This window comes from Serratia sp. K-E0102 (assembly GCF_029962625.1).
GTDB lineage: Bacteria > Pseudomonadota > Gammaproteobacteria > Enterobacterales > Enterobacteriaceae > Serratia > Serratia sarumanii.
The window spans coordinates 3087977-3112771 of sequence record NZ_CP124754.1; the positions used below are offsets into that span (position 1 = coordinate 3087977).

General features: G+C 60.8%; 29 protein-coding genes. 6 read left to right on the forward strand and 23 right to left on the reverse strand.

The window, feature by feature from the left end; translation table 11 throughout:
- Positions 1-14: 14 nt before the first annotated feature.
- Positions 15-1664: a flagellar hook-associated protein FlgK gene (gene flgK, locus SSARUM2_RS14805; protein WP_033634988.1), complete on the reverse strand. Its 1650-nt coding sequence runs from the start codon at positions 1662-1664 to the stop codon at positions 15-17.
- Between flgK and SSARUM2_RS14810 the strand changes: the two genes are divergently transcribed.
- Positions 1657-1875: a hypothetical protein gene (locus tag SSARUM2_RS14810; protein WP_033653639.1), complete on the forward strand. Its 219-nt coding sequence runs from the start codon at positions 1657-1659 to the stop codon at positions 1873-1875. The two genes, flgK and SSARUM2_RS14810, sit on opposite strands and share 8 nt — an antisense overlap.
- Here SSARUM2_RS14810 and flgJ read toward each other — a convergent pair.
- The 9 genes from flgJ to flgB form a co-directional block, all read right to left on the reverse strand.
- Positions 1872-2816, reverse strand: coding sequence for a flagellar assembly peptidoglycan hydrolase FlgJ (gene flgJ / locus SSARUM2_RS14815; protein WP_060438546.1), 945 nt, complete (start codon positions 2814-2816; stop codon positions 1872-1874). The genes SSARUM2_RS14810 and flgJ overlap by 4 nt on opposite strands.
- Entirely contained in the window at positions 2816-3916 is a 1101-nt protein-coding gene (locus SSARUM2_RS14820; RefSeq protein ID WP_004934816.1) for a flagellar basal body P-ring protein FlgI, read from the reverse strand. The genes flgJ and SSARUM2_RS14820 overlap by 1 nt, the downstream gene beginning before the upstream one ends.
- 10 nt (positions 3917-3926) lie before the next feature.
- Positions 3927-4628 carry a flagellar basal body L-ring protein FlgH gene (flgH, locus tag SSARUM2_RS14825; RefSeq protein ID WP_004934817.1) on the reverse strand — a complete coding sequence of 234 codons (702 nt, stop codon included), beginning with the start codon at positions 4626-4628 and terminating at the stop codon, positions 3927-3929.
- Between the two features lie 83 nt (positions 4629-4711).
- Entirely contained in the window at positions 4712-5494 is a 783-nt protein-coding gene (flgG, locus tag SSARUM2_RS14830; protein WP_004934819.1) for a flagellar basal-body rod protein FlgG, read from the reverse strand.
- 18 nt (positions 5495-5512) lie between these two features.
- Positions 5513-6268, reverse strand: a complete 756-nt coding sequence (locus tag SSARUM2_RS14835) for a flagellar basal body rod protein FlgF (protein WP_033647783.1) — start codon at positions 6266-6268, stop codon at positions 5513-5515.
- A gap of 12 nt (positions 6269-6280) precedes the next feature.
- A complete protein-coding gene (gene flgE, locus SSARUM2_RS14840) occupies positions 6281-7504 on the reverse strand; it encodes a flagellar hook protein FlgE (RefSeq protein WP_033634993.1) in 1224 nt (407 codons plus the stop codon).
- A gap of 54 nt (positions 7505-7558) precedes the next feature.
- Positions 7559-8236, reverse strand: a complete 678-nt coding sequence (gene flgD / locus SSARUM2_RS14845) for a flagellar hook assembly protein FlgD (RefSeq protein ID WP_033634994.1) — start codon at positions 8234-8236, stop codon at positions 7559-7561.
- A 12-nt stretch (positions 8237-8248) separates the two neighbouring features.
- Positions 8249-8653 carry a flagellar basal body rod protein FlgC gene (gene flgC / locus SSARUM2_RS14850; protein ID WP_004934826.1) on the reverse strand — a complete coding sequence of 135 codons (405 nt, stop codon included), beginning with the start codon at positions 8651-8653 and terminating at the stop codon, positions 8249-8251.
- Positions 8654-8658: 5 nt separating this feature from the next.
- Positions 8659-9072 carry a flagellar basal body rod protein FlgB gene (gene flgB / locus SSARUM2_RS14855; RefSeq protein ID WP_033634995.1) on the reverse strand — a complete coding sequence of 138 codons (414 nt, stop codon included), beginning with the start codon at positions 9070-9072 and terminating at the stop codon, positions 8659-8661.
- Between the two features lie 160 nt (positions 9073-9232).
- Here flgB and flgA point away from each other — a divergent pair, with 160 nt between their 5' ends.
- From flgA to SSARUM2_RS14880, 5 genes are all read left to right on the forward strand, one after another.
- Positions 9233-9886, forward strand: a complete 654-nt coding sequence (flgA, locus tag SSARUM2_RS14860; RefSeq protein ID WP_033634996.1) for a flagellar basal body P-ring formation chaperone FlgA — start codon at positions 9233-9235, stop codon at positions 9884-9886.
- A 129-nt stretch (positions 9887-10015) separates the two neighbouring features.
- A complete protein-coding gene (flgM, locus tag SSARUM2_RS14865) occupies positions 10016-10327 on the forward strand; it encodes a flagellar biosynthesis anti-sigma factor FlgM (RefSeq protein ID WP_033653635.1) in 312 nt (103 codons plus the stop codon).
- Between the two features lie 40 nt (positions 10328-10367).
- On the forward strand, positions 10368-10802 hold the full coding sequence (gene flgN, locus SSARUM2_RS14870) for a flagellar export chaperone FlgN (RefSeq protein WP_060452574.1): 435 nt from the start codon (positions 10368-10370) through the stop codon (positions 10800-10802).
- Positions 10803-11030: 228 nt separating this feature from the next.
- Complete coding sequence (locus SSARUM2_RS14875) at positions 11031-11405, forward strand: type II toxin-antitoxin system RelE/ParE family toxin (protein ID WP_047571546.1); 375 nt, start codon at positions 11031-11033, stop codon at positions 11403-11405.
- Positions 11398-11700 carry a DNA-binding transcriptional regulator gene (locus SSARUM2_RS14880; RefSeq protein ID WP_047571545.1) on the forward strand — a complete coding sequence of 101 codons (303 nt, stop codon included), beginning with the start codon at positions 11398-11400 and terminating at the stop codon, positions 11698-11700. The genes SSARUM2_RS14875 and SSARUM2_RS14880 overlap by 8 nt, the downstream gene beginning before the upstream one ends.
- A gap of 244 nt (positions 11701-11944) precedes the next feature.
- On the opposite strand, the gene SSARUM2_RS14885 is transcribed toward SSARUM2_RS14880, so the two are convergent.
- The 13 genes from SSARUM2_RS14885 to cheW all read right to left on the reverse strand — a co-directional run bounded on the left by SSARUM2_RS14885 (position 11945) and on the right by cheW (position 24767).
- Positions 11945-12760, reverse strand: a complete 816-nt coding sequence (locus SSARUM2_RS14885) for a 5'-nucleotidase, lipoprotein e(P4) family (protein ID WP_047571544.1) — start codon at positions 12758-12760, stop codon at positions 11945-11947.
- A 328-nt stretch (positions 12761-13088) separates the two neighbouring features.
- Positions 13089-13493 (reverse strand): flagellar protein FlhE, encoded by a 405-nt coding sequence (locus SSARUM2_RS14890; protein ID WP_041035624.1) that lies wholly within the window; start codon positions 13491-13493, stop codon positions 13089-13091.
- The gene (gene flhA / locus SSARUM2_RS14895) at positions 13493-15571 is read right to left on the reverse strand and encodes a flagellar biosynthesis protein FlhA (RefSeq protein WP_033635001.1); all 2079 of its coding nucleotides are present in this window, start codon (positions 15569-15571) and stop codon (positions 13493-13495) included. Before flhA ends, SSARUM2_RS14890 begins: the two co-directional genes overlap by 1 nt.
- A complete protein-coding gene (gene flhB / locus SSARUM2_RS14900) occupies positions 15564-16715 on the reverse strand; it encodes a flagellar biosynthesis protein FlhB (protein ID WP_015378261.1) in 1152 nt (383 codons plus the stop codon). Before flhB ends, flhA begins: the two co-directional genes overlap by 8 nt.
- A gap of 129 nt (positions 16716-16844) precedes the next feature.
- Entirely contained in the window at positions 16845-17243 is a 399-nt protein-coding gene (locus tag SSARUM2_RS14905; protein ID WP_033640020.1) for a type II toxin-antitoxin system VapC family toxin, read from the reverse strand.
- On the reverse strand, positions 17243-17476 hold the full coding sequence (vapB, locus tag SSARUM2_RS14910) for a type II toxin-antitoxin system VapB family antitoxin (protein ID WP_041035628.1): 234 nt from the start codon (positions 17474-17476) through the stop codon (positions 17243-17245). The genes SSARUM2_RS14905 and vapB overlap by 1 nt, the downstream gene beginning before the upstream one ends.
- A gap of 125 nt (positions 17477-17601) precedes the next feature.
- On the reverse strand, positions 17602-18246 hold the full coding sequence (gene cheZ, locus SSARUM2_RS14915) for a protein phosphatase CheZ (protein WP_004934858.1): 645 nt from the start codon (positions 18244-18246) through the stop codon (positions 17602-17604).
- Positions 18247-18256: 10 nt separating this feature from the next.
- Positions 18257-18646: a chemotaxis response regulator CheY gene (cheY, locus tag SSARUM2_RS14920; protein WP_004934862.1), complete on the reverse strand. Its 390-nt coding sequence runs from the start codon at positions 18644-18646 to the stop codon at positions 18257-18259.
- Between the two features lie 102 nt (positions 18647-18748).
- Positions 18749-19798 (reverse strand): chemotaxis response regulator protein-glutamate methylesterase, encoded by a 1050-nt coding sequence (locus SSARUM2_RS14925; RefSeq protein WP_060438544.1) that lies wholly within the window; start codon positions 19796-19798, stop codon positions 18749-18751.
- Positions 19798-20670, reverse strand: a complete 873-nt coding sequence (cheR, locus tag SSARUM2_RS14930) for a protein-glutamate O-methyltransferase CheR (RefSeq protein WP_060438543.1) — start codon at positions 20668-20670, stop codon at positions 19798-19800. The genes SSARUM2_RS14925 and cheR overlap by 1 nt, the downstream gene beginning before the upstream one ends.
- A 37-nt stretch (positions 20671-20707) precedes the next feature.
- A complete protein-coding gene (locus tag SSARUM2_RS14935; protein ID WP_033653630.1) occupies positions 20708-22324 on the reverse strand; it encodes a methyl-accepting chemotaxis protein in 1617 nt (538 codons plus the stop codon).
- Between the two features lie 76 nt (positions 22325-22400).
- Positions 22401-24071 carry a methyl-accepting chemotaxis protein gene (locus tag SSARUM2_RS14940; RefSeq protein WP_049234708.1) on the reverse strand — a complete coding sequence of 557 codons (1671 nt, stop codon included), beginning with the start codon at positions 24069-24071 and terminating at the stop codon, positions 22401-22403.
- Positions 24072-24266: 195 nt separating this feature from the next.
- Positions 24267-24767 (reverse strand): chemotaxis protein CheW, encoded by a 501-nt coding sequence (cheW, locus tag SSARUM2_RS14945; protein ID WP_025303271.1) that lies wholly within the window; start codon positions 24765-24767, stop codon positions 24267-24269.
- Between the last annotated feature and the right edge of the window lie 28 nt (positions 24768-24795).

The window sequence follows — 24795 nt, forward strand, 5'->3', positions numbered from 1 at the left end:
GGTTAACAATAAAATCAACGAATATTCAGCAGCGCATCGAACAGCGAGCTGGCGGTCTGGATCACCTGCGCGTTGGCCATGTAGTACTGCTGGAAACGCAGCAGCTCACCGTACTCTTCGTCGAGGTTGACGCCGGACATCGACTGCTGTTGCGCGCCCAGCTGCGTCACGATCTTGGCCTGCGACGTGGCGATGGCCTTGGCGGCAGCGGTCTGGTTGCCGACGCCGCTGACGATGCCGGCGTAAGCGCCGCTCAGGGTCGCCTTGCCGTCCACCAGGTTTTTGGTTTGCAGATCCAGCAGCTTCTTGGCGTTTTCGTTATCGCCGCGGCCGCTGTCGTCTTTACCGGCGGCGGCGATCTTGGACGAGTCGGTGATGGCCACTTTCAGATTGCCCGCCACGTCGCTGACCGGCTTCACGGTGAAGCTGTCTTTGGCCTGCGCATTGCCGTCGATGCTCACTTCCAGCCCGTCGAAGTTCAGCGTCGGTTTGCCGTCGGCGCTGGTGCCCGGCGTGGCGTTGACTTTCACGTTGTCCGGCAGGCGGCTGACCTGCCAGTTGCTGCCGTCGAACTCGACGCGATAATCGTTGGCCTTCACCTTGCCGGTGTCGGTGTAAGCGACCGACAGCGACGCATCGCCGGTGTTGCGGGTGTTATCCACCACCCGGCCGCCGCTGAAGCTGAAGAAGTCGCCGCCCGCGTCGCCGTTCAGGTCGAAACCGGCGCGATGCTGCTGGTTGAAGCTGTCCGCCATCGCCAGCGCCAACTGACCCAGCTGATTGCGCACGCCGTCCAGCGTCTCGCTGCGGAATTTCAGCACGCCGCTCAGCGTGCCGCTGGTGATCTGGCCTTCCGGCACTTCGCTGGCGCCGTTGCCGCGGTTATAACCGATGGTCAGACGGGAAGGATCGCTGCTGGAAGGCACGGCTTCCACCTGATAGGTGTTGCTGCCCTGTACCAGGGTCAAACCGTTGGCGAAGGAGACGGTATAGGCGTCGCCGTCCTGCTGCGTGACCTGTACGCCCACCAGCTGGTTCAGCTCGGTAACCAGCTGATCGCGCTGATCCAGCAACGCATTCGGCTCGCCGCCGGCGCTGCCGCGCAAGCGGGTGATCTCGTCGTTCAGTTTGGCGATCTGTTGGCTGTAGCTGTTGATCTGCTGCGCCGTATCGCTGATCTGCTGATTGACGCCACTGTCCATGTCGCGCAGGAATTTGTCGGTGTTGTTGAACTGGTTCACCAGGCCGTTGGCCTTGCCCAGCACCGTCTGGCGCGCGGCGTCGTCACCGGCGTTGCTCACCAGGTTCTGCAGGTTGGTGAAGAAATCCTGCATGTTGGTCGACAGCGGGTTGGTTTTGCTCGCCAACAGGTTGTCGATCTGCGAAATCTTCTCGTAATAGGCGTTTTGCGCCCCAAACGAACTCTGTGCGCCGCGCAGCTGGTTGGTGATGAACTGGTTGTACTCGCGGTTGACGCTGGTGACGGTGACGCCGTTGCCGATAAAGCCGCTCATGGTGGCCATGCCGCCGTTCTGCGCCAGGATCGCGGTCTGGCGGTTGTAGCCCGCCACGTTGTAGTTGGAGATGTTGTTGCTGACGGTACTGAGCGCCACCTGAGCCGCATTCAGCCCGCTCATCGCGGTATTGATTAAGCTATTGGACATCGGAATTCCTTATGCTGCGGCGCCGGTGGCCCACAGGGTTCAAATTGAGCTGCTGAGCCTGTTCGCTCAGCCTGTCTCGGTTATCGGCAAAAATGAGAAGAACTTGAGGAAAAAAAGCGGCAATGCGGTCAGCCTCCGGCCAGCCTTCATTACCGCCTATCCCCTCAATAATTGGCGCCGCAGCAAGGCGACAAGCATGACGGGGATTTAGAACAACTCTTTCAAATCGTGGGTATAGGCTTTGACCGCCTGTTCCCCCGCGCTCTTCATCTGCTGGATCACGCTGACCAGTTTGCTGGCGTACTGCGGGTCGGTGGCGTATCCGGCGCGCTGCAACGCATGCGCCGCCTGCTCCGGGCTGCGCGCGGCGGCCACGTCGGCGTAGCGCGGGTTGTTGGTCAGCAGTTTGACGTAATCAGCGATCGCTTCGACATACGAACCGTAAACCCGAAACTTCGCCTTCACCTTCTTCGCCGCGCCCTGTTCGAACTCGGTGGTGGTGATCTCCGTCACCGGCCCGTTCCAGCTGCCGCCGGCCTTGATGCCGAACAGGTTGTAGCTCGGCGTGCCGTCTGAGGTCGGGATCTCGCGCTGCCCCCAGCCGGACTCCAGCGCCGCCTGCGCGACGATCAGCTGATGCGGAATGCCGCTCTGCTGGCTGGCGACCTTCGCCGGAATCGACAGACGAGCGACGAAGTTGCCGTTGTTGAGCGACAGCGGCGCGGCGGCCGGCGGAGCTTTCGGCATCGCGCGGCGCACCATCTGCTCCAGCGCCTGGTTCGGCAGCGTTTGCAGCACCTCGTTATCCAGCGCCATCGGCGACAGGCCCGCCGTTTCACTCGGCACCGTGTTGGCATTGCTCATCTGCTTGACCATCATGTCCGCCAGCCCCAGCCCTTTTTGCGACATCTGCTGGGCGATTTGCTGGTCGTACATCGAGGTGTAGAGCCGCGTTTGATCGCTGCTCAATACCCCGTCCTGCGGCAAGGCGGAACGCATGCTTTTCAGCATCATCTGCACGAACATGCCCTCCACCTGCTGGGCCACCTGCTTGAGGTTGCCCTGCGGGTCGGCCGCCGCGTCGCGCTTGAGGCCGTTCAGCGCCTGGGCGTCATAGGCCGCGCCCGACATCGCCATCAGATCGCCGGCCATCAGATGATTTCCAGCTTGGCGCGCAGGCAGCCGGCGCTCTGCATCGCCTGCAGGATCGACATCAGGTCGATCGGCGTGGCGCCCAGCGCGTTCAGCGCGCGGATCACGTTGTTCAGGTTGGCGCTGGCGTTCACTTTCTGCAGCGATCCGCCCTGCTGTTGCACCGAGATCTGGGTGTTTGGCGTCACCACCGTCTGGCCGCCGCCGAACGGCGTCGTCGGCTGGCTGACGGTGTTCTGCCGATCGACCACCACCGACAGATTACCCTGAGCGACGGCGCAAGAGTCGAGGATCACATCGCGGTTCATCACCACCGAACCGGTGCGCGAGTTGATGATCACTTTGGCGTCCATCGCGCCGACGTTGACGGTAATGTTTTGAATCTCCGCCAGGAAGCGCACCTGAGAGCTGTTGCCCTGCGGCACCAGCACCTGGATCGTGCGGGCGTCGAGCGGCGTCGCGGTGCCGCCGCCGCGTTGGCGGTTGATGGCGTCGCTGATCTGCTGCGCCAGCGTGAAATCTTCGTCGTTCAGCTGCAGGTTGAGAACGCCGCCGCTGCCGAAGGTGGTCGGCAGCTCACGCTCGATGGTGGCGCCGTTGCTGATGCGCCCGCCCGCCAGCTGGTTGACCTGCACGCTGCTGCCGCCGGCCGCCGCGCCCGCGCCACCGACCAGCACGTTGCCCTGCGCCAGCGCATAAACCTGGTTATCCACGCCTTTGAGCGGCGTCATCAGCAGGGTGCCGCCACGCAGGCTCTTGGCGTTGCCCATCGAAGAAACCACCACGTCGATGTTCTGCCCGGCGCGCGAGAACGGCGGCAGTTTGGCGGTCACCATCACCGCCGCCACGTTTTTCAGCTGCATGTTGGTGCCCGGCGGCACGGTGATGCCCAGCTGCGACAGCATGTTGCTCAGGCTTTGGGTGGTGAACGGCGTCTGCATGGTCTGGTCGCCGGAGCCGTCCAGCCCCACCACCAGGCCGTAGCCGATCAGGGCGTTGTCTCGCACGCCCTGCACCGTCACCAGATCGCGGATGCGCTCCGCCGCCGCCGGCAAGCACACCAGCCCGACGCACAGCGCGATAAACCATTTTTTCAGCATCAGTCAATCCTTAGAACGGTGAAACATTTAAGAAGAAGCGCTGCAGCCAGCCCATGGTCTGCGCTTCGTTGATATAGCCATTGCCGACGTATTCGATACGCGCGTCCGCCACCTGCGTCGAGGTCACCGAGTTATTGCCGCTGATGGTGCGCGGATTGACGACGCCGGAGAAGCGGATGAATTCGGTGCCCTGGTTGATGGCGATCTGCTTTTCCCCCACCACGTGCAGGTTGCCGTTGGCCAGCACCTGGTTGACCGTCACCGTAATGGTGCCGTTGAAGGTGTTGTTGGCGTTGGCGCCGCCCTTGCCGCCGAAGGTGCTGTCGCCGGAAATGTCCATATCGGCGCGCGCATTGCCCAACAGGCCGTCGAGGTAACGCGGCGAGGTGGCGACGCCGAACTTGCTGGCGCCGTTGCGGCTGGCGTTGGCGGAGGAGCTTTTGCTGGCGCTGACGTTTTCCTGCAGCACGATGGTCAGGGTGTCGCCGACGTTGCGCGGACGGCGGTCTTCGAACAGCGGCTGGTAGCCGTAGTTCATCGGCTGCACCGTCTGGAAGATCGAGCCGTTCGGCATCGGCGCGCTGGCCGGCGCCGGTTGCGCCGTGGTCGCGCCGTCCACCAGCGGTTTGTGCGGGATATAGGCGCAGCCGCTCAGCGTCAGCATCACCATGCCCGCCAGCCAGCGTTGTCCCTGCCGCGGCAGGATTGCCATCGAATATGTGGTTACCACGGGTATCGCCTTTGTTTCACGAAAGAGAATGACGGGCGCGGCAAGCCGGGCCCGTCAATGACAGATTACAGTTGCGTCAGCTTTTGCAGCATCTGATCGGAGGTCGATACCGCTTTGCTGTTGATCTCGTACGCGCGCTGAGTCTGGATCATGTTGACCAGCTCTTCCGCCACGTTGACGTTGGAGGTTTCCACGTAACCCTGATACAGCAAACCGGCGCCGTTCAGCCCCGGGGTGCTCTCGTTCGGCGCACCCGAGCTTTCGGTTTCCTGGTACAGATTCTCGCCCACGCTCTCCAGACCGCTGTCGTTGACGAACGTGGTCAGCGTCAGTTGGCCCACCTGCTGGGCGGCGGTTTGCCCCTGCTGGGTGACGCTGACGATGCCGTCGCGGCCGACGGTGATGGACAGCGCGTTAGCCGGAATGGTGATCGCCGGCTGCACCTGGAAACCGCTGGAGGTCACCAGTTGGCCGTTCTGATCGATCTGGAACGACCCGTCGCGGGTATAGGCCTGGGTGCCGTCCGGCAGCATCACCTGGAAGAAACCCTGCCCCTTGATGGCGACGTCTTTACTGTTGTTGGTCTGCGACAGGTTGCCCTGGCTGTGCAAACGCTCGGTCGCCACCGGGCGCACGCCGGTGCCGATCTGCAGGCCGGAAGGCAGCGTGGTCTGCTCGGAGGACTGCGCCCCCGGCTGACGCATGGTCTGGTACAGCAGATCTTCAAATACCGCACGCTGGCGTTTGAAGCCGTTGGTGCTGACGTTCGCCAGGTTGTTGGCGATCACGTCCATGTTGGTCTGCTGCGCGTCCAGACCGGTTTTGGCAATCCATAAGGATGGAATCATCGGTTATTTCCTTGCTGCTTAACTCAATGAGAGCAGTGAGTTGGCACGCTGTTCGTTTTCATCCACGCTGTGGATGACCTTCATTTGCATTTCAAAACGGCGGGCGTTGGCGATCATGTCGACCATGGTCTCCATCGGCTTGACGTTGCTGCCCTCCAGCACGCCCGGCATCACCCGCACCTGCGGATCGTTTTGCAACTGATTGCCGCGCTGCTGTTGGGTTTCCGGCGTCAGGCGGAACAGCCCGTCGTCACCGCGCATCACTTCGCGCGCATCGGCCTTCACCAGTTTCAGGCGGCCGATCTGCGCGATGGTGTTCGGCGGATCGCCGGCGTTCAGCGCCGAAATGGTGCCGTCGGCCGCGATGGTGATCTCCGCCGACGGCGGCACCTCGATCGGGCCGCCGTCGCCCATCACCGGCAGCCCCTGCACCGTCAACTGCCCGGTGGAGGAGATCTGAATGTTGCCGTTGCGGGTATAGGCCTCACCGCCGCCCGGCAGGCTCACCGCCAGGAAACCGTCCTGCTGCAGCGCCACGTCCAGCGGACGCGCGGTGTAGTTCAGCGCCCCCTGGCTCATGTCGGCGCCCGGCGTCGACGCGGTCACCAACGTGCGCGTCGCCAGGCTCGGCCCGTCGACCGGCACCGCGCGCAATGCGGCGAGCTGGGCGCGAAAGCCCGGCGTCGACGCGTTGGCCAGGTTGTTGGCGGTGATGGACTGCTGCTCCAGCGTTTGGCGCGCCGCGCCCATCGCGGTATAAATCGCGTGATCCATAACTCGGCCCTATTAGCGCAGGCTAACCAGCGTCTGCAGGATGGAGTCCTGCGTCTTGATGGTCTGGGCGTTGGACTGGTAGTTACGCTGCGCGACGATCATGTTCACCAGTTCCTGGCTCAGATCGACGTTGGAAGATTCCAGCGCGCCGCTGGTCAGCTTACCGAAGCCGCCACCGCCCGACAGACCGACGCGCGGCTGACCGGACGCGCCGGTTTCCTGCCAAACGTTATCGCCCTGCGACGCCAGCCCTTCCGGGTTGGAGAAGTTGGCCATGACTATCTGGCCCAGCACCTGGGTCTGCTGGTTGGAGTAGATGCCCACGACGGTACCGTCGTTGTTGATTTGGAAGTTGGTGTATTCACCGGCGGCATAGCCGTCCTGCGCCACTTTGCTCACCGAGTCGCTGCCCACGTTCTGCTGCATGCTGCCGGCGAAGCTCAGGGTGAAGTTTTGCGCCGGTGCGCCGTCTTTGGCAGTCATCGGGATCACCATGCTGAACTCGCCCGGCGCGCCGTTGGTGCTGGTGGTTTTCACCAGGTTGCCGCTGGTGCTGAACTCCATGGTGCCGGCGTTCACTGGCGCGGCGCTGCCATCCTGGGTATAGACCTGCCACTTGTTGTCGTCGGTCTTGACGAAGTAGGCGTTGATGTTGTGCGCGTTGCCCAGCGAGTCGTAAGCGGTGATGGTGTTGACGTAGTTGTAGCTGTCCTGTTTGGTCGGATCGAAGGTCTTGTTCTCCGGCACCTTATGGGTGGACTTCAGGTTGGTCACCATCTCGCCGGAAGTGGACGCCTTGGCGTTCATCATGCCTTCAGGAATGCTCAGCGGCACCGGGTTGGCGCCCTGCTGGATGGTCGGCGGGGAACCGGCCGCCGGATAACCGGTCAACTGCAGGCCCTGCATGTTGGTCAGGTTACGGTTCTCGTCCAGCTTGAACTGGCCGTTGCGGGTATAGAAGATACCGCCGTCTTTATCCTGCATGCGGAAGAAGCCGTTGCCGTTGATGGCGATATCCAGCGCACGGCTGGTGCCGGTGGTGGTGCCGCCCTTGAAGTTCTGGGTGATGCCGGACACCTTGACGCCCAGCCCAACCTGCGAACCGGCGAACATGTCGGCGAAGGAGACGCTGCCGGATTTGAAGCCCGCGGTCGCGGAGTTGGCGATGTTGTTACCGATCACGTCCAGATTGGTTGCTGCCGCGTTCAAGCCGCTGACTGCCTGAGAAAAGGCCATGTTACTCTCCGAATAGTGGTCAGGCTATCGTCCGATTGAGCCTGATGCTTAGGGTTATAAGATCTGTCGCACGTCTTCCAGGGTGGCGTTGCCCGCCAGGCCGAGATCCAATTTGGCGCCGTTGCCGTCGCGGATCACGCCGTTGACCAGCCCGAAGTGCAGGCTGCGCGCCACCAGCTGCTCGCCGTTGCCTTTGGCGTTAACCGCCACTTTGTAGGCGCCGTCAGGCGCGGTGGTGCCGTCATCCAGCGAACCGTCCCAGGTGAAGGCGTGTACGCCGGCGGTCAGGCCGCCGATTTCGATGGTGCGCACCACCTGCCCGCTGGCGTTGGTGATGGTGGCGGTCACCTGATCGGCGGCGCGCTCCAGTTCCACGCCGAACGGCGTGGTGCTGACCTTGCCGTCCTTGCTGCCGACCAGAATGTTGTTGCCCGGCACCATTACGCCGTGACCGATCAGCGCAGTCGCCTGCAGTGACTGATTGCTGTTGATCTGGCCGGAGATCGACCCCAGCGTGGTGTTGAGCTTTTCGATGCCCTGAACGGTGTTGATCTGCGCCAGCTGCGAAGTCAGTTCGTTGTTCTGCATCGGATTGGTCGGATCCTGGTTTTTCAACTGCGCCACCAGCAGCGTCAGGAAGCTGTTGTGCAGATCCTGGCTGTTGGTATTTTTGCTGTTGTTACCGATGACGGTGTTGTCCAACGACTCGTTGGTGGTTGCGGCGATAGCCATGGGAACCTCCGGTTACTGACCCAGCGTCAGGGTTTTCATCATCATCGACTTGGTGGTGTTGAGCACCTCGACGTTGGCCTGGTAGCTGCGAGAAGCGGAGATGGTGTTGACCATTTCCCCCACCACGTCGACGTTCGGCATGCGCACGTAGCCCTTGGCGTCCGCCAGCGGGTTGCCCGGCTGATACACCAGACGTTCGGGCGCCGGATCGTCCACCACCTGGGCGACGCGCACGCCGCCGGTCGGCTGCCCGGGCGCCGCCGCGACCTGGAACACCACCTGCTTGGCGCGGTAAGGCTCGCCGTCCGGGCCGGTCACGCTGTCGGCGTTGGCCATGTTGCTGGCGCTAACGTTCATGCGCTGGGATTGCGCCGATAGCGCCGAGCCGGAGATATCAAAAATGTTCAGTAAAGACATGCGCCTTATCCTTGTTGCAGCACGGACATCATCCCTTTGATCTGCCCGTTGAGCAGCGTCAGGTCGGTCTGATATTTCAGGCTGTTATCGGCAAAGTTGGTGCGTTCGCGATCCATGTCCACCGTGTTGCCGTCCATCGATGGCTGGTCCGGCACCCGGTACAACAGATCGAGCTGCGGCGGCTGCAGGGTCTGCGCCGGGATGTGGCGCGCCGCCGTCAGGTTCAGCGACATGCCGTTGCCGTTGACGCGCCCTTGTTCCAGCACTTTGTTCAATTGGCTGGCGAAATCGATATCCCGCGCCTGATAACCCGGCGTATCTGCGTTGGCGATATTGGCGGCCAGAATTTCCTGCCGCTGGGCGCGCAAGTTCAGCGCCTCTTGGCCAAAGCGCAGAGCCGCGTCCAGTTTGTCGAGCATGCTCCCTCCGCGAGGTTAGAATTTGGAGTCGACAGCATAAACGCCCCCTGCGCCACCCTATCGCGGGAATAAACGCAAAATGGGGCGCTATTTATCTGCTTAGCCTGCGCGCGCTGCGGGTACACTTACGCGTATCCCGATGAGGCTTGAGAAGATGACGATGAAAGGTAAAATGCTGCTGCTTATCGGCCTGCTGTGCAGTCTGAACGCGCGCGCCGACGATCTGGCGACGCAAATCGAAAGCTTCATCCAAGGCAAGTTCAGCGGCGAGCCGGTGCAGGTGAAAGTGCGGGTGCGCACGCCGCCGGCCCAGTGGCCCGCCTGCGAACTGCCGCAGCTATCGCTGCCGCCCAACGCGCGGATCGGCGGCAACGTCAGCATTTCGGCGCGCTGTGGCCAGGAGCGGCGTTTTATCCAGACGCAGGTGCAAGTGTTCGGCCGCTATCTGGTTTCGGCGCGCGGCATCAGCGCCGGCAGCCGGTTGACCGCGGCGGATCTGACGTTGAAAGAAGGCCGGCTCGATACCCTGCCGCCGCGCGCGCTGACCGAAGCGGGCAAGGCGTTGGGCGCCGTCAGCCTGCGCAACATCAGCCCCGGCCAACCGCTGACCCTCGCCATGCTGCGCCGAGCCTGGATTATCAAGGCCGGGCAATCGGTACAGGTCAACGCGCAGGGCGAAGGATTCAACATCAGCGGTTCGGGTAAGGCGATGAACAACGCCGCCGCCGAAGACAGCGTGCGGGTGCGCATGGCGTCCGGGCAGATCGTCAGCGGCGTGGTCGGGGACGACGGCGCGATCCGCATTACGTTATAAAAAAGTAAAGGTTCCGCAAACCTTGCCGATAAGACAAATCAAGCAGCATTTTATCGGCCACCAGGGCCGCAACACTTTCATTGCAGCGTCGTCGCCCGAGAGCGGTCACGGCGTAAACGGAGATGGACCATGAGTATCGATCGCACCCAGCGATTACAGCCGGTTTCCACTGTGCAACCGCGTGAAACCCCGGCCGACAACCCGCTCCAACCGCGTAAGGCCGCCGTGGCCGAAACGGCCGTCAGCGGCACGCAGGTCAAGCTGAGCGAGGCGCAGGCGCGCCTGATGCAGCCGGGCACCCAGGATATTGATATGGGCCGGGTCGAGGCCATCAAGCAGGCGATCCGCAGCGGCGAACTGAAGATGGACGCCGGCAAAATCGCCGACGCGCTGCTGCAAGACGCGCAGAGCGACATTCAATGGATCGCCGGGCGCGACTGACGGCGCGGCGGCGAGTAGCGGTAAAGGATAAGTCATCACTATGGAAAACCTGGCACAATTGCTGGATAAACTGTTGGAAACGCTGCAGGCGCTCAATGGGGTGCTGGAAGAAGAGCACGACTTGCTGTGTTCCGGCCAGTTGCCCGGCGTGGCGCTGCAGCGCGTCACCGATGCCAAAAGCCAGCTGCTGGCGACGGTCGCCTACCTCGAGCAACAGCGCCTGGGGCAGGAAAAAGCCTGCGGGCAACGCGCGCCCTATTCCAGCCATGCGTCTCTGGCCGATCGCTGGCAGCGCATTCAACTGCTGAGCCTAACGCTGCGCGAAAAGAATCAGCACAATGGCCTGCTGCTCAATCAGCAGATCGACCATAACGCGCAGGCGCTGGCGATCCTCAGCAAGAACAACAAATCGCTGTATGGCCCGGACGGCCAGTCGCACGCTGGCAGCCTGCTCGGCAGAAAAATCGGCGTCTAAGCCCTGATTTCGCCCGGTGTGCGCACCGCCGGGCGCGGGTTTACCCGGCTATGCGCGCCCTCTCGCATTTTCTTCTTACCGCTTTCTGAATTACCTTAACGTTATGCGCCAGGCTGCGCATGCGGTGAAATTAGCTGTTTCTTTCCCTTTGGCCGCTTGTCACCCTGTGGTTGTTTTTAAACCACTTGAAATATACCCTTAACGGGTATAGATTCGCAGGGAGAGCGAATGGCCGATATTTATCTCACCAAAACCTTTCTGGGTTTTGCCGCGCGCGAGCGCATCAGCGACGCCACGATAGTGAAAGCGGCGCGAGAGATGCAACGTCAGCTGTACGACGCCAATCTTGGCGGTTGCGTATACAAAAAGCGCATCGCTCGGACGGGTGCGGGCAAACGCGGCGGCTATCGGGTACTGATCGTTTTTCGCGATGAAGAACGCCTGTTTTTTATGCGCGGCTTTGCCAAAAGCGAGAGAGAAAACATCAGTACGGACGAGTTACAAGGATTGAAACATCTGGCTGCGCTGTATCTGGATTATTCGCCATTCAGACTTTACCAGCTGGTCAACAACAAGGAATTACGGAGGCTAAGCGATGAGTAAAATTCTTGCCGAGATCCACCAGGAAGTTCAGGGCCTGCACCGCGCCGGTTTCGTCGACGACGTGACCATGCGCACCTTCGACATGCTGTGCCTGCGGCCGGTAAAACAGTTCGGGCCGGCCGAGATCCGCGCATTGCGCGAACGCGAAAACGTCAGTCAGCCGGTGTTTGCACTGTATCTCAACGTCAGCAAAAAGGCGGTGCAGAAATGGGAGCGCGGCGAAGCGCAACCGAACTCCGCCGCGATGAAGCTGTTGACGCTGGTGGAACGCAACGGCCTGGCGATCCTGGCCTGAGGCGCCCCTCCCGCCACTTCGCTCATCGGATGAGGTCGGCAGCCGTCGGACAGACAATCGATGTTGAAATCAGAACACATTCAACAGCCCTCGATACAACAAGGAACTATCCGATGTATATTATCGATTCTATTAATTGCTTCATATCGAGAGCCAGCGAATCGGCCTATTGAATAAAACGCTTCAGGGTATTTATATTCATACCATAAATGCCCGTAGCTTACATTTACCTTACCTGTTTTTGTTACTTAAACGGCGTCAATTTAGACGCTCGCAGCTTATAAAGCTCATTGTTTTTCGCTTTAAACTGCCCATCGATAATACCGCCATACCAATCGCCATACATCGGATTCGGGAAGATAATAAAACGCTGGCCAAATTCTTGCTGCACATCCTCCATCATTTTATTCCTTTCAGCCTGGCTTTTACCTTTTGAATCAATAAAGTCAGCCAGATTGTCGCCAAAATACAGCACGACGTCATACTGGCTTTCCAACGCGTCGCGACGACTCTGTTTACCCTGCATCTCCGGTGTTTTTAACAACAGATTTTCTTTTTTCGCCTGAGGCAAATTAATACGGCGTAAATTTTTTAGCGTCACGTCAATCTGCGACTGCTTTCTGTCACTCAGGTAGAAAATGGTAACGCCGTTTTCATCGGCAAACCTCAGGAAATCGATAGCGCCGGGCACGGCTTCCGCCGCTGCCATGTCGACCCATTCGTCCCAACCGTCAAGCAAAAACGACTGGTTCTTTATCAACCAGGCCTGGTGCGGGCTGTCATCCAGCACGGTCTCATCAAGATCCAGCACGACGGCACGCGGCTTCTCCGATTTATTCTTTAATTCCTGCTCAAGTCGGAGCTTGCCCAACTGATACCCTTGATAAAAAGCCGCCCGTGCCTCTGCCGCATTCTGATACCACAATACCGACATGGCGAATTGTTCCGTGAGGCAACTGGCGGGCAGTTCAGTCCGGGAAGGATCGCAGTGATTATTTGACGAAGCGGTGAAAGCCACGCATAAAAGTAATAATGGCATGTATGATTTTAAAATTTTCATAGATACTCCATATAAGTTTAATTTTATGAGAGTACGGCGAGGATTATTTATATAGTTAATACATTGCGCATAATTAACTGAGGGACGGGTAAATTAACGCCCTTCACGCACATTTAATCTTCATAAATTTGAAGATTAAGCGGAAATTACAATAAAACAAAGAGAGAAACAACGTATAAAAATAGGATTATGACTGTTGTCACACAAACAGGCTCCAGATTGTGCCGCGCGACAAAGGCGGCCGTGAGTCTTGAATTTCCAGGCTCATTTTATCGCTTAAGCATAACGCCGGCCGGCGTCAAACTACCCCACCGAACCGGGCGGCGATCTATTCGTAATTGACGATCACCTGATTGCCAATCACCCGCAGCGGCGGATTCAACCCGCCTTGCGACTGCACGTAATAGACAAAGCGCAATTCCGCATTGGCCGGTTCGCCCTGCAGACCGTTGCTGCTGCCGCTGCCGCCGCCGAGCGGAATGCAGCGGTTTACCGTGCAGAGCTGGGCCTGCAGCCCGGCCGGCTCCGGCCCCAGCAAACGATAGCGCCAGCTGACGCGGGTGATGCGCGCATTGGCGTCCGGCAGCGCGTTCGGCGGCCGCAAACCGGCGGACTCATCGCGCATGCCGCCCTGTTCCAACGTCACGCCCGCCCCTTCGGCCACCCAAGAGCCGGACACCGCGCCGGCAGTCAACGGGGCCAGCAAACACAGCACGAACAGACAGCGTTTCATCAAGCGGCTCCGATGGTCGAGGTCATGCGAATCTGGCGATCGTCGTTGATCTCGAGGTTGGACAGCACCACGAGCTGCGGCAGGCTGCGACGCAGGAAGCGCGCCAGTAAAGGCCGCAGCGCATGGTTAACCAACAGCACCGGCGGCGCGCTGAGCATCTCTTGCCGCTGCAGCGCCTGGCGCGCCTGTTCCAGCAGGCGATCGGCCAGCCCCGGCTCCAGCCCGCCGCCGCCCTGCAACGCCTGCAGCAACAGACGCTCCAGTTGGGTATCCAGACCGATGACCTGAATCTCGCCGTTGCCCGGGAACCACTGCTGCGTGATCGCCCGGCCCAGCGCCACTCGCACCACGGTGGTCAGTTCATAAGGATCGCTCTGCGCCGGAGCGTGCTCCGCCAACGTTTCGACAATGGTGCGCATATCGCGGATGGAGACGCGCTCGGCCAGCAGGTTTTGCAGCACCTTGTGCAGCGTGGTCAGTGATACCACGCCCGGCACGAAGTCTTCGGTCAGCTTCGGCATCTCCTGCGACACGCGATCCAGCAACTGTTGGGTTTCCTGGCGGCCAAACAGCTCGCTGGCGAACTGGCCGATCAGGTGATTAAGGTGCGTCGCCACCACGGTGCTGGCTTCCACCACGGTAAAGCCCTGGATCTGCGCCTGCTCACGCAATGCGCTGTCGATCCACACCGCCTCGAGCCCAAAGGCCGGATCGACGGTTTTGTCTCCCGCCAGCTCGCCCACGGCATTGCCGGGGTTGATCGCCAGCCAGCGGCCCGGCTGCGCTTCACCGCTGCCGATTTCGACGCCTTTCATCAGGATGCGGTAGCTGGCAGGCGGCAGTTCCAGGTTGTCGCGAATGTGTACCACCGGCGGCAGATAGCCCATGTCCTGCGCGAATTTCTTGCGGATCCCGCGGATACGCCCCAGCAGCTCGCCGTTCTGTTGAAAATCGACCATCGGAATCAGCCGGTAGCCCACCTCCATCCCCAGCGGATCTTCCAACTGCACGTCGGCCCAGCTGGCTTCGGCGGCCTGCGGGTTGTCCGGCATCACTGGCTCTTCAACCGCTCTCGGCGCCTGTTGTTCACGGCCGCGCAGCCACCAGGCAAGACCCAACAGAGCCGCGGTAAACAGCAGGAACACCAGGTTCGGCATGCCCGGCACCAGGCCCAACAGCCCGAGCACCCCGGCGCTCAACAGCATCACGCGCGGATTGTTGAACAGCTGGCCCACCATCTGCTCGCCGACGTCCTGATCGGTCGCGACGCGGGTGACGATAACGCCGGCGGCGGTGGAGATCACCAGCGCCGGGATCTGCGCCACCAGGCCGTCGCCGATGGTCAGCAGCGTATAGCTTTCCGCCGCCGCCCCCAGCTCCATGCCGTGTTGCACCACGCCGACCAACAGGCCGCCGACCACGTTCAGCACCATGATCATCAGGCCGGCGATGGCGTCGCCGCGCACGAATTTACTGGCGCCGTCCATCGAGCCGTAGAAATCGGCCTCCTGGGTGACTTCGGCGCGGCGTTTCTTCGCTTCGTCCTCGCCGATCAACCCGGCGTTCAGGTCTGCGTCGATCGCCATCTGCTTACCCGGCATGCCGTCCAGCACAAAGCGCGCGCCCACTTCGGCGATACGCCCCGCCCCCTTGGTGATCACCATAAAGTTGATCAACACCAGGATGATGAACACCACGATACCGATGGCGAAGTTGCCGCCCACCAGGAAGTGGCCGAAGGCCTCCACCACGCGGCCGGCGGCGGCGGAACCGGTGTGCCCTTCCAGCAGGATGATGCGCGTCGACGCGACGTTGAGCGACAAACGCAGCAGCGTGGAGAACAGCAGAATGGTCGGGAAGGCGGCGAATTCGAGCGTGCGCTGGGTGAACATCGCCACCAGCAGCACCATGATCGACAGCGCGATGTTGAAGGTAAACAGCAGGTCGAGGATAAACGCCGGCAACGGCAGCACCATCATCGACAGGATCAGCAGGATCAACACCGGGCCGGCCAACACCTGCCACTGCGTATCTTTAAAATTGCCCGGCAAACGAAGCAGGGAGGCCAAATTAGCCATCAGAGTCACTCTCTTTTGCAAAATCCAGTGCTTCCGGCACCGGTAAACGTTCAGGTTTTTTCGGGATCAGGCCGCCCTCGCGCCGCCAGCGGCGCAGCTGGTACACCCAGGCCAGCACTTCGGCGACCGCGGCATACAGGGTGGCCGGAATATGTTGCCCAATCTCGCTGTGTCGATACAGCGCACGCGCCAGCGGCGGCGCCTCCAGCATCGGGATGCGGTGTTCCGCGCCGAGCTCGCGGATGCGCAAGGCGATTTCACCGGCGCCCTTGGCCAGCACTTTCGGCGCACTCATTTTTTTATCGTTGTACTGCAACGCGACGGCGTAGTGCGTCGGGTTGGTGACGATCACGTCCGCCTTGGGCACATCGGCCATCATGCGGCGCCGGGCGATCGCCCGCTGCTGCTGACGAATGCGCCCCTTGACGTGCGGGTCCCCTTCCTGATCCTTGAATTCGTCACGAATATCCTGCTTGGTCATCTTCAGCTTTTTGAAGTGGCTCCACAGCTGATAGAACACGTCGAACGCCACCATCGGCGTCAATCCCAGCACCACCAGAAAACCGCAGAACAGAATCATCTGCAGCGCATTGCCCAACGCGTCGAGCGGCTGCTGGGTCATCAGATGCAACATCGCCGCCCAGTTGTGCCACAGATAGAGGCCGGTCACCCAGCCGACCAGCGTCGCTTTCAGGATCCCTTTCAGCAGCTCGGCCAGCACCTGGCTGGAAAAAATACGCTTCAACCCGGACAACGGGTTCAGCCGTTTCAAGTCGAATTTGATCGACTTGCCGCTGAACAGGATGCCCCCCAACAGCATCGGCGCGGCGAGCGCCACCAGCACCAACCCCGCCATGATTGGCAACAGCGCCAGCACCGCCTGGCGCAGCAACATGCCCAGCTGGCGCAGCATCTGTTTATCGTTGCTGACCATGCCGTGGTCGAAGTTCAAGCCCTGCGTGAGCATCGCCGCCAGCTGTTGCGCCATGTTGCTGCCGGACATCAGGATGATCGCCAGGCCCGAGAGCAGCATCAGTACCGAGGTCAGTTCGCGGGAACGTGGGATCTGGCCGTCTTCACGCGCCTTCTCCAGCCTGTGGGGCGTGGGGGCCTCGCTTTTTTCCAGATCGCTGTCTTCAGCCACGAAACGCCGTTCCTGTGTCGGGAGGGTAAAGAATGGCGGTCAGCATGCCAAAAAATTGGCGATGTCATTGACGGAACAACGGGGGAAAAGGCGGGTTATTTAGGGGATGAGACAATCAAGGGGGAAACATTACAACCAATTTTCCAGCCGCAAACCCTCAACGCGCTCAAATTCGCGTCGATTATTGGTCACCAGTATCAATCCTTCGCTGCGCGCATGCCCGGCGATATGTAGATCGTTTACGCCAATAGGCGTTCCCTGGCGTTCCAGCGCAGCCCGGATGTTGCCGTAGTGCGATGCCGCTTTGGCGCTGTAATCGAGAATGTCCAATCGGGAGACAAAATCCTCAACCACTCTGGCGTTCACCGCTGGGCGAGCGCTTTTCTCCACCCCGTGAACCAATTCGCCATAGGTGATTGACGAAATGACCATTTTACCTGCATAACGATTGAATGCCTCCAGCACTTCCAGCGGCCGGCGCTTAATGACATAGATAACAATGTTGGTGTCCAGCATATGACTGAACATCAAAAATCTTCCCGCTCGCGCTGGTGCTGCCCGGCACGTTCATTGAGGAAATCATCGCTCACCTCATTTTCCGCACAGAAGAAACTGTCCCAGGTATTCTCCAGGGGGGCAAGAATGCGCTCTTTGCCCACTACGCGGACGGTCACTTTAGAAACGGTATCAGGGAAACGCACCTCTGCAGGCAAGCGTACAGCCTGTGTCCGATTATTGGTAAAGACAGAACCTAACGTCATGGCAACCTCCTTTAACTAGAGTACAAATTATAACCGCCATGATGTATATAGCAACGCTATATACATTAATCTTTGCGGGGCACAGCGCAACTTTCGGGGCGCGCCGCTGCGCGCCCCGATAAGCCTCAGAAACCGAGGCTGTCGAGCAGATCGTCGACCTGCGCCTGGTTGGCGATCACGCCGACGCCGTTCTGGTCGAGCTGCGGGCCGTTCAGCAGGCTGTCGTTCGGCCGTTTTTCCTTCACCGGCTGCTCCGGCATGTTTTCCATCAGCACCATCAGCAGCTGCTTTTCGATCTCCTGCACCACGTCCATCATGCGCTTGATCACCTGACCGGTCAGATCCTGGAAGTCCTGCGCCATCATGATCTCCAGCAGCTGGGCGTTGGTGAAGGCCGTATGGCCCGGCACCTGATCCAGATACTGGCGCGTGTCGTTGACCAGAGAACGCGCGTCGTCCAGTTCGATAGGATTGGCGAACCACTCGTCCCAGCGCCCCTTCAACGCGTTCGCGCCGGATTCCAGCTCCGCCTGGCGCGGTTGCGCCGCCTCCACGCAGTTCAACGCCCGTTCCGCCGCCTGCGCCGTCATGGTTACGACATAGTCAAGACGGTCGCGCGCATCCGGGATCGCCTCTGCCGCCTGGGCGATCGCCTGATCGAGCCCCAGTTCGCGCATGCTGTCGCGCAGCATTCGGGTCAGTTGGCCGATGCGGGAGATGATCTCTCCCGCGGTCGCTGCATCGCTGGCAGGCATTGGAATGTCTCTCATCGCCCTCTCCTTACATGCCCAATTTTTCAAAAATCTTGTTGAGCTTTTCTTCCAGCGTCGCCGCCGTAAAAGGTTTCACTACATAACCGCTGGCGCCGGCCTGCGCCGCCGCGATGATATTTTCTTTCTTGGCTTCCGCCGTCACCATCAATACCGGCATCGCGGCCAGCGCGCTATCGGCGCGGATGGTTTGCAGCAGCTCCAGCCCGTCCATGTTCGGCATGTTCCAGTCGGACACCACGAAGTCGAAACCGCCGGCGCGCAGCTTGTTCAGCGCATCCGCGCCGTCTTCAGCTTCTTCGACGTTGTTGAAGCCCAGCTCTTTGAGCAGATTTCTGACGATGCGACGCATGGTGGAAAAATCGTCCACAACCAGAAATCTGAGGTTCTTGTCTGCCATTGTTACTCCTGAAATAGTTAACCGTTTAATGATGCAAAACCGCAGGCAGCCGCGCGGCGAGCCTGGGTCATATCGCCGCGGGGAAGACCCTGCGGACTAAAATCAAATGCGCAATGCCTGGCCGCCGGAAATCTGCGCCAACATGCGCTGGCTCATCCTGTCCAGCTCGACCACTTCGCTGACGCCGCCGCCGGCGATCGCCTCGCGCGGCATGCCGAACACCACGCAGCTCGCCTCGTTTTGCGCCAGGGTATAGGCCCCGGCGCGGTGCATCTCCAGCATCCCCGCCGCCCCGTCGTTGCCCATGCCGGTGAGGATAACGCCCACCGCATTGCGGCCGGCATATTGCGCCACCGAGCGGAACAGCACGTCGACCGACGGACGATGGCGGTTGACCGCCGGGCCGTCATGCAGCTTCACCTGATAGTTGGCGCCGCTGCGCGCCAGCTCCAGGTGGCGATCCCCCGGCGCGATGTAGGCATGGCCCGGCAGCACGCGCTCGCCGTCCTCCGCTTCTTTCACCGTGATCTGGCACAGCTTGTTCAGCCGCTCGGCGAACGAACGGGTGAAACCCGGCGGCATGTGCTGGGTGATCAGCAGCGCCGGGCTCGTCGCCGGCAGCGGCTGCAGCACCTGGCGGATCGCTTCGGTGCCGCCGGTGGAAGCGCCGATGGCGATCAGTTTTTCACTGCTCAGCAGCGGCGCGTGGCTGAGGATCGCCGGCGCCGGGCTGTTGGAACGCTGCGGCAGGCGCGCCCTGGCGGCGGTGCGGATCTTCTCGGCAATCAGCTCGCTGTAAGCCAACATGCCTTCGCGAATGCCGAGCTGCGGTTTGGTCACGAAGTCCACCGCGCCCAGCTCCAGCGCGCGCAGCGTGATTTCCGAGCCTTTGCCGGTCAGCGAAGAGACCATCACCACCGGCATCGGCCGCAGGCGCATCAGCTTCTCGAGGAAATCCAGCCCGTCCATGCGCGGCATCTCGACGTCCAGCGTCAGCACCTGGGGATTAAATTTTTTGATCAGATCGCGCGCCACCAGCGGATCCGGCGCGGTCGCCACCATCTCCATGTCGGCGTGGCCGTTCACGATTTCCGTCATCAGCTGGCGCATCAGTGCCGAATCGTCTACGCATAACACTCTGATTTTACTCATTACCTCTCCTTGGTCAGCCCATACACGGTCTGCCCACGCAAGTAGAAATCCGGGCTGATCTGGCTGAAATTCTCGGAGTGGCCGGCGAACATCAGCCCCCCCGGCTTAAGCAAGGGAACGAAGCGGCGCAGGATGCGCTCCTGCGTCGCCTTATCGAAATAGATCATGACGTTGCGGCAAAAAATGGCGTCGAACTGCCCCGGCAGCGCCCACTCCGGCGCCAGCAGGTTCAGCGACTGAAAGTTCACCCGCGCCGCCAGTTCCGGCCGCACGCGCACCAGCCCCTGATGCGGCCCGGTGCCGCGCAGGAAATAGCGCTGCATTTGGGTCGGCGTCAGGGTGCGCAGATCTTCCTGGCGGTAAACGCCCGCTTCCGCTTTTTCCAGCACCTGCGTATCGATGTCGCTGGCCCAGACCTGGCAACTGCCGGCCCGCTGGCCCAATGCATCGCTCAGCGTGATGGCGATCGAATACGGCTCTTCGCCGGTCGAGGCCGCGGTGCTCCACACGCTGTAGCCGTTCGGCCGCGAGCGCGCGTGTTCCGCCAGGATCGGGAAGTGATGCGCCTCGCGGAAAAAGGCCGTCAGGTTGGTGGTCAGCGCGTTGATAAACGCCTGCCACTCCGCGCTGTTCGGATCGCTTTCCAGCAGCGCCAGGTAGTCGCCGAAATCGTGCAATCCCAACAGCCGCAGCCGGCGCACCAGACGGTTGTAAACCATCTCGCGCTTATGCTCCGCCAGCACGATGCCGGCGCGTTGATAAATCAACTGGCTGATACGGCGAAAATGCACGTCCGACAGCGGCAGGCGCTGCACCATTTGCGTCAACATCGACGCAGTATCCCGGTTAGAAGTTGACGGCGCCTGTTTCATGCCACCTCACCGGGGAAACACGTGCTGCTTATGCGGTTTAACAATCTTGGGCTTCCTTTACCACGGGTGAAACTGCGTTGTTGCTGTTACCTGGCGCGACGAAGTTATCGTCCGCCAGACGGAATACCGCGACCGCGTCAGCCAGGGTAATGGCCTGCTCTTCCAGCGCGGTGGCGGCAGAAGCGGACTCTTCCACCAGCGCGGCGTTCTGCTGGGTGACCTGATCCATCTGGGTCACCGCCTGCGTCACCTGCTCGATGCCGCGGCTCTGTTCATCCGAAGCCGACGCGATCTCGCCCATGATGTCGGTCACGCGGGTCACCGAACGCACGATGTCCTGCATGGTGGCGCCGGAGTTTTCCACCAGCACCGAGCCGTGTTTGACGCGGCTGACCGATTCATCGATCAGCACCTTGATCTCTTTCGCCGCCTGCGCGCTGCGGCTCGCCAGGTTGCGCACTTCGCCGGCGACCACGGCGAAACCGCGCCCCTGTTCACCGGCGCGCGCCGCTTCCACCGCCGCATTGAGCGCCAGAATGTTGGTCTGGAAGGCGATGCCGTCAATCACGCTGGTGATGGCGCCGATTTTCTGCGAACTGTTGGCGATATCGTGCATGGTGGTCACCACGTCGCCGGCCAGTTCGCCGCCCTTGGCCGCGGTGGCCGAGGCATCGCGCGCCAGCTGAGAAGCCTGCCGCGCATTATCGGCGTTCTGTTTCACCGTGGCGGTCAGCTGTTCCATGCTGGCGGCGGTTTCTTCCAGCGACGCGGCCTGCTGCTCGGTGCGGGAAGAGAGATCGTTGTTGCCTTCGGCGATCTCCTGCAGGCCGATCAGAATCGACTCCGCCCCGTCGCGCACCGCGCCGACGGTGCCGATCAGCGACTGCTGCGTGCGTTGCAGGCTGGCGAACAGCATGCTGATTTCATTGCGGCCATACACCTGAATCGGCGTCGCCAAATCGCCGGCGGCGATGCGTTCAAAGTGGCTGCGGATCTGGTTCAGCGGCTGTACCAGCATGGTGCGTAACCACCACATGGCGCTGCCGGTCACCACGATCAGCATCAAGACCGCCCCCGCCAGCATCAGGCCCGCCAGCGTGAAGGAGAACTGGTTGGCGTCTCTGGCTTCGCTGATGTCGCCGTTGACCAACTGCAGGTACTGCACGAAGTCGGCTTCGAACAGGTCCTGGGTTTTCTGCGTCGGCTGGTCCATAAACGCCTGCAGCTCCCCTTTCTCCAGAAAGCCGATCAGCTCACGCAGCGCGCCGCGCAGCCGCTCGTAGCTGGCCTTGGTGGTTGCCGTCTGCTGACTCTGTTGCTCACTGCTGCGCTCAACCGCCATGAACTGATTGAAATAGAGATCGGCCTTCTGCAGCGAACTGCGAGCGCTGCTCATCAATTCGTTCACCTGCTCCTGCGGCAGTTTCAACGCCGCACGGGTGCCGGCGCGGTTCAGCGTATTGCGCGCCTGCAACAGCGACACCCAGCTCAGGCTGAGCGAATCGCGCTGCTGGCTGCCGAGGGTGATGATGTCGAGGTTGTGGTTATCGGAGCGAAACGCGGAATACGACAGGCCGCTGCTGGCCAGCTGCAGAACGCAGAAGGTCATCAACAACAGGAACAAGCTGGTAGAGATACGGATTCGGTTAAACACTGTGAACCTCCTTGCAGCCGGCCGGCGACCGGCCTACGTAGGGGAAAGGGCCGCTGCGAGAGAGGCCCGATACCGGTCAGAACGTTTCCCAGTTATCCTGCAGATCGCTGGCGTTCATTTTCTTATGATTGATTACCGGTGTTACCGTCGCCTTGCTGGTGACAGGCGCTTTAAACTCTTCCTGGCCCTCCGCCCTCAGGCGGAATACCGCCACCGACTGGGTCAGCATGCTGGCCTGTTCTTCCAGCGCCGCCGCCGCCGAGGCGGACTCTTCCACCAACGAGGCGTTCTGCTGGGTCACGCGGTCCATTTCCGCTACCGCCTGGCCAACCTGATCGATACCGCGGCTCTGTTCGTCCGACGCCGAGGCGATTTCGCCCATGATGTCGGTCACGCGGGTGACGGCGTTGACGATGTCGCCCATGGTTTCACCGGCGCTCTCGACCAATACGGAACCCATATCGACGCGGCTGACCGAGTCTTCGATCAGGCCTTTGATCTCTTTGGCCGCCTGCGCGCTGCGCTGCGCCAGGTTGCGCACTTCACCGGCCACCACCGCGAAGCCGCGGCCCTGCTCGCCGGCGCGCGCCGCTTCCACCGCGGCGTTCAACGCCAGGATGTTGGTCTGGAAGGCGATGCCGTCGATCACGCCGGTGATATCGGCGATTTTCTGCGAGCTGCCGGCGATGTCGTGCATGGTCTGCACCACGTTGGCCACCACCTTGCCGCCCTTCTGCGCGGTTTCGGAGGCGCTCAGCGCCAGCTGTGAAGCCTGACGGGCGTTTTCGGCGTTCTGTTTCACCGTCGCGGTCAGCTGTTCCATGCTGGCGGCGGTCTCTTCCAGCGAAGCGGCCTGCTGCTCGGTGCGGGAGGAGAGATCGTTGTTGCCCGCGGCGATTTCAGACGCGCCGCTGTAGATGGCGTCCGCGCCCTGACGCACGCCGCTGACGGTTTCGATCAGTTCGCTTTGCATGTGTTTCAGGCTGGCCGCCAGCACGCCCATTTCGTTGCGGCTGGTGACGACGATCTGCTGAGTCAGGTCGCCGGCGGCGATCTGTTTGATGTGGTCAATCATGCGGTTCAGCGGGCGCACCAGGATATGATGGATGCCGGTCCAGGCGAGTACAATGACCGCCAGCACTACCACCAGCACCACGATCAGCGTCCAAATGGCCGAGTTGTACGAGCTGTTGCTGCCGTCGACCGCGATTTGGTACAGCTTGCCGTTTTGCTCCAGATACAGGTTGTAGCTCTGCTCAAAGTTGTCCTGGTAGCTCTGCGTAGGCTGATCGAAGAAGGCGTTGATCTTGCCTTCGCCCAGCAGCTGAATCAGTTCGGAGAGCGCGCCGTACAGAATGTCGTACTGTTGCTTAACGCGTTCTGCCGACTGGGGATCCTGACGCGGATCCTGAGGGATCTTTTCGTAAGCGGCATAGTGTCTTTCCGCCCTGGCCAGCTCTTCTTTCGCCTTGGCCAGCAGTTCATCAATGGTGGCGCCGCTGCCGATCTTATTGGTATCCATCATGTAGCGAATACCGGCACGGTTTAGGGAGTTGCGCGCCTGCAGCAGGTCAACGCGGCTTTCACTCAACTGCAGCTGCTGCTGGCGGATCGTTTGCAGGACGGTAAAGTTTTCCTTATCGCTTTTCAGCGAGGAGAAAAAGAGTCCGCCCGAAATCAACTGCAAGGCGCCAAACAGCACCAACACCAGCAACAGGCTGGTGACCACCTTCATACGATTTAACATGATTTCCCTTGTTGAAGCCCGCGCAGACAGGCTCTGATGACGTTGAATGTGAGAGTTATCGGCGCCGTGCGGCAAAACTTTATGCGGGAAAGTAACTATTTTTAGTGGGGGTTCCGGGCGCGGTCTGCGGCGCCGCGACAGGTCAGGAAGAGTGATGGATGAAGGGGGCAGCGCCCTGCCCCCTGGGGTCATGAATCAGACGCTTTTCGCCACGCTGTCGACCAGCGACATCTCTTCGCTGCTCAGCAGCTTTTCGATATCCACCAGGATCAGCATGCGCTCGCCCAGCGAACCGAGACCGGTGAGGTATTCGGTCGCCAGCGTCACCGCGAACTCCGGCGCCGGGCGAATCTGCTCGGCGGTCAGCGACAGCACGTCGGAAACGCCGTCGACCACGATGCCCACCACGCGCTGACCAAAGTTCAGCACGATCACCACGGTGTTTTCATCGTAAGACACGCTTTGCTGCGAGAATTTCACCCGCAGATCGATGATCGGGACAATCACGCCGCGCAGGTTGGTGACACCCTTGATGAACGCCGGCGTGTTGGCGATGCGGGTCACCTGATCGTAGCCGCGAATTTCCTGCACCTTGAGGATATCGATGCCGTACTCCTCATTGCCCAGGGTGAAAATCAGAAACTCTTGCCCTACCGTTTCGCCAGCCAATTTGCTGACGGCTGCCAATCCTGCCATATCATTCACCTTTTAAATCAATAAACTC

Coding starts and splice junctions, on each gene's coding strand:
- vapB (WP_041035628.1), bottom strand. CDS start 17,476: ATGACGTTAGGTTCTGTCTTTACCAATAATCGGACACAGGCTGTACGC.
- SSARUM2_RS14835 (WP_033647783.1), bottom strand. CDS start 6,268: ATGGATCACGCGATTTATACCGCGATGGGCGCGGCGCGCCAAACGCTG.
- flhA (WP_033635001.1), bottom strand. CDS start 15,571: ATGGCTAATTTGGCCTCCCTGCTTCGTTTGCCGGGCAATTTTAAAGAT.
- cheY (WP_004934862.1), bottom strand. CDS start 18,646: ATGGCAGACAAGAACCTCAGATTTCTGGTTGTGGACGATTTTTCCACC.
- SSARUM2_RS14820 (WP_004934816.1), bottom strand. CDS start 3,916: ATGCTGAAAAAATGGTTTATCGCGCTGTGCGTCGGGCTGGTGTGCTTG.
- SSARUM2_RS14925 (WP_060438544.1), bottom strand. CDS start 19,798: ATGAGTAAAATCAGAGTGTTATGCGTAGACGATTCGGCACTGATGCGC.
- flgM (WP_033653635.1), top strand. CDS start 10,016: ATGAGTATCGATCGCACCCAGCGATTACAGCCGGTTTCCACTGTGCAA.
- cheW (WP_025303271.1), bottom strand. CDS start 24,767: ATGGCAGGATTGGCAGCCGTCAGCAAATTGGCTGGCGAAACGGTAGGG.
- SSARUM2_RS14890 (WP_041035624.1), bottom strand. CDS start 13,493: ATGAAACGCTGTCTGTTCGTGCTGTGTTTGCTGGCCCCGTTGACTGCC.
- flgA (WP_033634996.1), top strand. CDS start 9,233: ATGAAAGGTAAAATGCTGCTGCTTATCGGCCTGCTGTGCAGTCTGAAC.
- flgH (WP_004934817.1), bottom strand. CDS start 4,628: ATGGCAATCCTGCCGCGGCAGGGACAACGCTGGCTGGCGGGCATGGTG.
- flgN (WP_060452574.1), top strand. CDS start 10,368: ATGGAAAACCTGGCACAATTGCTGGATAAACTGTTGGAAACGCTGCAG.
- cheR (WP_060438543.1), bottom strand. CDS start 20,670: ATGAAACAGGCGCCGTCAACTTCTAACCGGGATACTGCGTCGATGTTG.
- SSARUM2_RS14885 (WP_047571544.1), bottom strand. CDS start 12,760: ATGAAAATTTTAAAATCATACATGCCATTATTACTTTTATGCGTGGCT.
- flgD (WP_033634994.1), bottom strand. CDS start 8,236: ATGGCTATCGCCGCAACCACCAACGAGTCGTTGGACAACACCGTCATC.
- flgE (WP_033634993.1), bottom strand. CDS start 7,504: ATGGCCTTTTCTCAGGCAGTCAGCGGCTTGAACGCGGCAGCAACCAAT.
- SSARUM2_RS14875 (WP_047571546.1), top strand. CDS start 11,031: ATGGCCGATATTTATCTCACCAAAACCTTTCTGGGTTTTGCCGCGCGC.
- SSARUM2_RS14880 (WP_047571545.1), top strand. CDS start 11,398: ATGAGTAAAATTCTTGCCGAGATCCACCAGGAAGTTCAGGGCCTGCAC.
- SSARUM2_RS14905 (WP_033640020.1), bottom strand. CDS start 17,243: ATGTTCAGTCATATGCTGGACACCAACATTGTTATCTATGTCATTAAG.
- flgB (WP_033634995.1), bottom strand. CDS start 9,072: ATGCTCGACAAACTGGACGCGGCTCTGCGCTTTGGCCAAGAGGCGCTG.
- flgC (WP_004934826.1), bottom strand. CDS start 8,653: ATGTCTTTACTGAACATTTTTGATATCTCCGGCTCGGCGCTATCGGCG.
- cheZ (WP_004934858.1), bottom strand. CDS start 18,246: ATGAGAGACATTCCAATGCCTGCCAGCGATGCAGCGACCGCGGGAGAG.
- SSARUM2_RS14940 (WP_049234708.1), bottom strand. CDS start 24,071: ATGTTAAATCGTATGAAGGTGGTCACCAGCCTGTTGCTGGTGTTGGTG.
- flgK (WP_033634988.1), bottom strand. CDS start 1,664: ATGTCCAATAGCTTAATCAATACCGCGATGAGCGGGCTGAATGCGGCT.
- flgJ (WP_060438546.1), bottom strand. CDS start 2,816: ATGGCCGGCGATCTGATGGCGATGTCGGGCGCGGCCTATGACGCCCAG.
- flgG (WP_004934819.1), bottom strand. CDS start 5,494: ATGATTCCATCCTTATGGATTGCCAAAACCGGTCTGGACGCGCAGCAG.